Consider the following 5,930-nt stretch of genomic DNA (forward strand, 5'->3'; position numbering starts at 1 on the left):
AGTAACGGCTGCTTCACTCCCTCCTGTGACCACAACATCGCAGTAACCCATGCGGATGTAATTCAAGGCATCGATAAGAGCGTTGGCTGAAGAAGCACAGGCAGAAACCGTGGTATAGTTAGGGCCCATAAACCCGTGTTTTATAGAAATGTTCCCCGGTGCAATATCCGCTATCATTTTAGGGATAAAGAAGGGGTTGAACCTTGGGGTTCCGTCACCTTCTGCATAATTGATGACTTCATTCTGAAATGTTTCGAGGCCGCCAATCCCGGCACCCCAGATCACACCCACACGAAACTTATCAATCTGATTCATGTCCAATCCGGAGTCCTTGATCGCCTCATCAGAGGAAACTAATGCATACTGCGCGAACTTATCGAGCTTCCGAACCTCCTTTCGGTCAAAAAAGACGCTGGGATCGTAATTCTTGAGCTCACAGGCAAACTTGGTTTTGAACTTTTCGGTATCGTAATAGGTAATAGGGGCAGATCCACTTTTACCTGTACGCAGTCCTTCCCAATATTCATCCTTGGTATTACCAATCGGGGTCAGTGCTCCAAGGCCGGTAACCACAACTCGCTTTAATTGCATTGAACCAGAAGATTTATGTTGTATAACCTATGCGAAAATTAAAAAAAATTATCCATGCAGCACAGGTACTACATGGATAATTTGATTCTATATATTCAGAGAGGTGTCCTATTTGGCCTCTTCTATGTAACTGATGGCTTGTCCTACAGTGGCAATGTTTTCGGCCTGATCATCAGGGATTTGGATATCAAATTCCTTTTCGAATTCCATGATCAGCTCAACAGTATCCAATGAATCTGCCCCTAGGTCGTTTGTAAAGCTAGCTTCGGCTACAACTTCATTTTCGTCAACGCCCAACTTATCTACGATGATAGCTTTTACTCTTGATGCGATGTCTGACATAACTTTATTGGTTTTAAATTTAAAATTGTTGGCAAAAATAAAAAACTTTGGATTAAAACCGCCTTTTGGTGACAAAATGTCTCACAAGATAAGAAATTAAAGAACAAGAGTAGTACTTTTACGGCACTATTTGAGGCAGGAAAAACGGGCTATTCCTGTAGTAAGAACCACCCTTTTCCAGTCTCACTAAATGAACATTACCGCGCTTTTGATGAAACGAATTGTCCTCTTTGCCTCAGGTTCCGGAACCAATGTCGAGAACATCGTCCGCTATTTCCAGGATAAGGGAAACGTATCTGTGGTAGGGGTGCTGACCAACAAGCGGGATGCACAGGTAATTGATCGATGTAATACTCTTAAAACCAATGCATTATATTTTAATCGATCTGCTTTTCAGGACGACACCTTTTTATTGAATATTTTAAAGGGGCTCCAACCGGACCTTATCGTTCTTGCAGGTTTCCTGTGGAAAATACCTGTTTCTTTGGTGAGGGCATACGAAGGAAGGATCATCAACATCCATCCGGCCCTGTTACCCAAGTATGGGGGAAAGGGCATGTACGGTTCCCGGGTGCACGAAGCTGTGCTTGAAAATGGTGAATCGGAAACGGGAATTACCATCCATTATGTAAATGAAGCCTACGACGAAGGGGCTATTATTTTCCAGGAGCACACATCTATTTCCCCCGGGGATACGGCAGAGCAGGTTGCCGCTAAAGTCCATCAGCTGGAATATCAGCATTACCCAAAGGTAATTGAACAACTATTATTTCCCTCTTAATGGCAAAACGCAACAAGTTCTATGTGGTCTGGAAGGGGAAACGCCCTGGTATTTACCATTCCTGGGAGGAGTGCCAGGAGCAGATCGCAGGAGTCAAGGGGGCCCAGTATATGGGCTTCACTTCTAAAAAAGAGGCAGAGGAAGCTTTTGATAGTAATTACGGAGCGTATAAAGGCAAAAAAAAGCCAGGCTACTCCGCTGCCGAACTTTTAAAACTGGGCGAACCAAATTATCATTCCATCAGTGTTGACGCCGCGTCAAGTGGTAATCCCGGAGTAATGGAATATCAGGGGGTGGATACCAAATCCAAAAAGGTGCTTTTCAGACAGGGGCCTTTTCCGGAAGGCACAAATAATATTGGGGAATTTCTGGCCATCGTACATGGCCTTGCCTACCTGAAAAAGAGAAAGAGCGACCGAATTATCTATTCTGATTCCAGGACGGCGATGAGTTGGGTAAGGAAAAAGAAATGTAATACCAAGCTTAGTGAAAATGCCAAAAACCGCGCATTGTTCGATCTGGTGCGGAGAGCAGAAAACTGGCTGGCTTCTAATTCATACAACACTCCCCTGGTGAAATGGGAGACCCGGGCCTGGGGGGAAATCCCGGCAGATTTCGGCAGAAAGTAAGACCTTGTTGATTATAAAATACATTTGTGAAGTATTGGTGTTTCAAAACCGTATATTTGCAGCAAATTTCAAACCCTGATGGGCAAACTCCTTATTGTTGGTACCGTAGCCTTTGACGCCATTGAAACACCTTTCGGCAAAACCGGGAAAATTCTCGGCGGCGCAGCTACTTTTATCGGACTGGCAGCTTCTAAATTTGATGTGAAATCGGCTTTGGTTTCCGTTGTGGGAGATGACTTCCCAGAGGAATACCTGGATATCTTCCGGGAACGGAATATGGATATCAGTGCAATAGAGCGTATTCCGGGGGGAAAGACCTTTTTTTGGAGTGGTAAGTACCATAACGATCTCAACAGCAGGGACACACTTTCCACGGAACTGAATGTACTTGCAGATTTTAAGCCGGTGGTCCCTGAGGGCTTCAGGAAGGCAGATGTAGTGATGTTGGGGAATCTGCACCCCAGGATTCAGCTGAGCGTTCTGGACCAGATGAGCAGTAGGCCTCAGCTTCTGGTTCTGGATACGATGAATTTCTGGATGGACAATACCTGGGATGAACTCATGGAGGTTTTGAAACGAATTGATGTGGTCACCATCAACGATGAAGAAGCCCGGCAATTAACAGGTGAATATTCCCTGGTCAGGGCCGCCAATAAGATCCAGGAAATGGGCCCCAAATATGTAGTCATCAAAAAAGGGGAACACGGAGCACTCCTCTTCCATAAGGACAGTGTTTTCTTTGCACCAGCCCTGCCGCTTGAGGAAGTGTTTGACCCTACCGGTGCTGGCGACACCTTTGCGGGAGGTTTTGTTGGGTACCTGACAGAAACTAAAAACACCTCCTTCAACAGTTTGCGAAATGCCGTCATCCACGGGTCGAACCTGGCATCTTTCTGTGTGGAAAAATTTGGCACAGAGCGGATGCTGGGCGTAACGAAGGAGGAAGTTGACCGCAGACTGCGGCAGTTTAAGGAACTAACACAATTTGATATCGAGTTACTATAGTGCCCTGAGATCACGGGGCATTTTTTATTTTTACCGCTATGAGCGATTCCATTAAACACGAATGCGGAATTTCCCTGATCAGGCTGCTAAAACCCCTGGAATATTATAAGGAGAAGTACGGATCCATCTTTTACGGGGTAAACAAAATGTACCTGATGATGGAAAAACAGCATAACCGTGGGCAGGACGGCGCTGGTTTCGCCAGTCTCAAGCTCGATATGTCGCCCGGGGAACGTTACATGAGTCGGGTACGATCCATCAAATCCCAACCCATCCAGGATATATTCTCACAGATAAATGAACGAATAAACGGTGTCCTCCAGGAATCCCCGGATATTGCAGATGATGTAGCCGCCCAGAAAAAAAACATCCCTTATGTGGGGGAAGTCTTGCTGGGGCATGTCCGCTACGGGACCTTTGGAAAAAACAGTATAGAAAACGTTCATCCCTTCCTGCGTCAGAACAACTGGATGCACAGGAACCTGATCGTAGCAGGGAATTTTAATATGACCAATGTCAGCGAGCTTTTTGACAACCTTGTACAGCTAGGGCAGCACCCCAAAGAGATGGCTGATACCATCACGGTGATGGAGAAAATCGGGCACTTTCTTGATGATGCGGTTGCCAAGTTGTACAAGCAGATCAAAAAACAAGGCTACAACAAAATGGAAGCCTCTCCAATTATTGCGGATAGGCTGAACGTGGCGAAGATCCTGAGAAAAGCAGCCAAAAACTGGGATGGCGGCTATGCCATGGCAGGGATGCTGGGCCATGGGGATGCTTTTATACTCAGGGACCCATCGGGGATAAGGCCCGCCTATTACTACCAGGATGATGAAATCGTGGTGGTAGCCTCCGAGCGCCCTGCCATTCAGACCGTGTTTAATGTAGGATATGAAAATGTTGAAGAGCTGCCTCCTGGAAATGCTATCATCATCAAGAAAAATGGTGGTGTTTCAATAAATGAGATCCTTACCCCCCTCGACCGGAAAGCCTGCTCCTTTGAACGCATTTACTTTTCAAGGGGTAATGACAAAGAAATCTATGAAGAGCGAAAAGCACTGGGCAGGCTGATCTTCCCCAAGGTACTGGAATCCGTAGATGGCGACCTCCGTAATACAGTCTTCTCATATATTCCGAATACAGCTGAAACCTCTTTTCTCGGGATGGTCAAAGAAGCACAAACCTACCTCAACAAACAAAAAGAAGAACAAATCCTTTCTTTGGGTGATGACCTGAATCCGGAAGCCCTGCAGGATATCCTAGGGGTAAGGCCACGTATAGAAAAGGTAGCCATAAAGGATGCCAAGCTTCGCACCTTCATTACCCAGGACAGTAGCAGGGATGACCTGGTTGCCCACGTTTACGATATCTGCTACGGTTCTGTTCAAAAACAGGATAACCTTGTTATAATTGATGATAGTATTGTTCGGGGCACCACTCTAAAAAAGAGTATCCTCGGCATCTTGGATCGTTTGCATCCAAAGAAGATCATCGTTGTTTCTTCTGCACCACAAATTCGCTATCCCGACTGTTACGGTATTGATATGGCCAAACTGGAAGATTTCATTGCCTTCCGCGCTGCCCTCTCACTTCATAAAGAACGAAACACCATGTCCCTTGTTGATGATATCTACAGGAGATGTAAATCGGGATTTGAAAGCGAAGAAAGTGAGATCGAAAATCATGTAAAGGCCTTTTATGCCCCGTTCACTGCCGAGGAGATCTCCAAAAAAATTGGTGAATTGCTGAGCCCTGAAAAGATAAATGCAGAAGTTCAAATTATTTACCAGTCTATTGAAAACCTACACCAGGCCTGTCCAAAAAATCTGGGCGACTGGTATTTCACAGGGAACTACCCAACGCCAGGAGGGAACCGTGTCGTAAATCGCGCCTTCATGAATTTTTACGAGGGAAAAAACCAAAGAGCGTATTAACCATTTTATCGACCAAATGCAGGGTTTTGTGCATTTCATCGATAATATGCGCCTTTTAACGGGTTTTTAGCCCTCAAGGTACAAACCCATTTACTTTAGACTCGCCATAGCATAAGTAGGTTAAGTTCATGGTAAGATTTGGGGCAAAAAAGGTGGAGACTTCTCCACCTTTTTTATTTTATCCCGATTACGCACTGCCAGCCTACAAGGGATTTTAGCAAAATAAGAAATCCAACAAGCTCCTATATACACCGCCTTAAGCTGTACGACAATTCCTCATATTTTATAGGGTTTCCTGCCAGCTTAGGTCGTTCATCCAATTAAACAGGATTTTGTCCAAAACCTTTTTTCGGAGGGGCCCTATCGCATACTTTTGGAGAACCATAGCATAAGTAGGTTAAGTTCATGGTAAGATTTGGGGAAAAAGGCGAGCGTATGCTCGCCTTTTTATTTCTGAAAATCAACGGCTTAGATAAAATCCCTTCCCAAAAGTTCCTATTTCATAGAAAATCTGTTTGTAAGAAATAGATTAAAAAACCCTGTTTTTTTTTGTTATTTCTCACAATACCAGTAATTTAGTATTGCCATAGCATAAGTAGGTTAAGTTTATGGTAAGATTTGGGACGAAAAGGGTGGAGGCTTCTC

6 protein-coding genes are annotated in these 5,930 nt (G+C 44.8%); 4 read left to right on the top strand and 2 right to left on the bottom strand.

The window, feature by feature from the left end:
* Positions 1–591 (bottom strand): beta-ketoacyl-[acyl-carrier-protein] synthase family protein (locus AC4E7D_RS10625; protein WP_490173773.1); only part of this gene is annotated, 591 nt, incomplete at its 3' end.
* Positions 592–699: 108 nt separating this feature from the next.
* Positions 700–933, bottom strand: a complete 234-nt coding sequence (locus AC4E7D_RS10630; RefSeq protein WP_009778413.1) for an acyl carrier protein — start codon at positions 931–933, stop codon at positions 700–702.
* Between the two features lie 211 nt (positions 934–1,144).
* Here AC4E7D_RS10630 and purN point away from each other — a divergent pair, with 211 nt between their 5' ends.
* The 4 genes from purN (at position 1,145) to AC4E7D_RS10650 (ending at position 5,285) form a co-directional block, all read left to right on the top strand.
* Positions 1,145–1,714, top strand: a complete 570-nt coding sequence (purN, locus tag AC4E7D_RS10635; protein WP_490173774.1) for a phosphoribosylglycinamide formyltransferase — start codon at positions 1,145–1,147, stop codon at positions 1,712–1,714.
* Entirely contained in the window at positions 1,714–2,343 is a 630-nt protein-coding gene (locus AC4E7D_RS10640; RefSeq protein WP_490173775.1) for a ribonuclease H1 domain-containing protein, read from the top strand. Before purN ends, AC4E7D_RS10640 begins: the two co-directional genes overlap by 1 nt.
* A gap of 78 nt (positions 2,344–2,421) precedes the next feature.
* Complete coding sequence (locus AC4E7D_RS10645) at positions 2,422–3,348, top strand: PfkB family carbohydrate kinase (RefSeq protein WP_490173776.1); 927 nt, start codon at positions 2,422–2,424, stop codon at positions 3,346–3,348.
* Between the two features lie 38 nt (positions 3,349–3,386).
* On the top strand, positions 3,387–5,285 hold the full coding sequence (locus AC4E7D_RS10650; protein WP_490173777.1) for an amidophosphoribosyltransferase: 1,899 nt from the start codon (positions 3,387–3,389) through the stop codon (positions 5,283–5,285).
* The last annotated feature ends 645 nt before the right edge of the window (positions 5,286–5,930 follow it).

The organism is Lentiprolixibacter sp., assembly GCF_982873095.1.

Coding starts and splice junctions, on each gene's coding strand:
- AC4E7D_RS10630 (WP_009778413.1), bottom strand. CDS start 933: ATGTCAGACATCGCATCAAGAGTAAAAGCTATCATCGTAGATAAGTTG.
- purN (WP_490173774.1), top strand. CDS start 1,145: ATGAAACGAATTGTCCTCTTTGCCTCAGGTTCCGGAACCAATGTCGAG.
- AC4E7D_RS10640 (WP_490173775.1), top strand. CDS start 1,714: ATGGCAAAACGCAACAAGTTCTATGTGGTCTGGAAGGGGAAACGCCCT.
- AC4E7D_RS10645 (WP_490173776.1), top strand. CDS start 2,422: ATGGGCAAACTCCTTATTGTTGGTACCGTAGCCTTTGACGCCATTGAA.
- AC4E7D_RS10650 (WP_490173777.1), top strand. CDS start 3,387: ATGAGCGATTCCATTAAACACGAATGCGGAATTTCCCTGATCAGGCTG.